This is a genomic window from Sporotomaculum syntrophicum (genome assembly GCF_009932395.1).
Classification (GTDB): domain Bacteria; phylum Bacillota; class Desulfotomaculia; order Desulfotomaculales; family Desulfallaceae; genus Sporotomaculum; species Sporotomaculum syntrophicum.
Window position 1 is genome coordinate 1 of the sequence record NZ_LSRS01000021.1, and the last position, 655, is coordinate 655.

A 655-nucleotide genomic window follows, 5' to 3' on the forward strand; every position below is an offset into this window, starting at 1 on the left:
GTCTTAACGTGAATATGCTCATTTTTGTTTTGCCCTGGGAAAAGCCAATCATTGGGCTTATAGCTTTTAGGAGAAAAGCTAGACCGGAAATACTCTCGGAGAGTAGTAAGGGTTGTATTTGATAAAATAGTATACCGGTTTGTATTATGCTTTGCATTTTCTACTCTAACCCGCATTGTTTTACTGCAGATATCACATATCTTTAACTTGGCAACTTCGCTGACTCGCAGCCCACTTCCGTAAATCAGCGATAAAATTGCTTTGTGTTTAAGGTTAGTGGTCTCGTTTAAAATCGCCAGCACATCTTGTTTAGAGGGGATAACCGGAAGTTTTTGTACCCTTTTCATCCGTGGAATTTTCTTTTCATTCCACTCCTTGTCCAGTATATGGTTATAGAAAAGTCTGACTCCCGAAATATAGTTGTTGATGGTTCCTGCTGTAAGGCCTTTGTCATTTTTAAGATGAAGTATATATTGTTGGATGTCACTAATCGTAATGTCTTCCATGCGCTTATGCCTTTCGATTTGGATAAAATCCATAAATGCATAGATCCTGCGCAAATATGATTCCTTTGACGATTCGGGAGCTCCTTTGAGTTCAAAGTATAGTTCAATATCTTTTTTATAATTGTCCATGCAATGGCCTCCTGATTTTA

1 protein-coding gene is annotated in these 655 nt (G+C 38.0%); it reads right to left on the reverse strand.

The features are described 5' to 3' along the window. Positions 1-635 (reverse strand): tyrosine-type recombinase/integrase (locus SPSYN_RS15455; RefSeq protein ID WP_161823380.1); only part of this gene is annotated, 635 nt, incomplete at its 3' end. Positions 636-655: the final 20 nt, after the last annotated feature.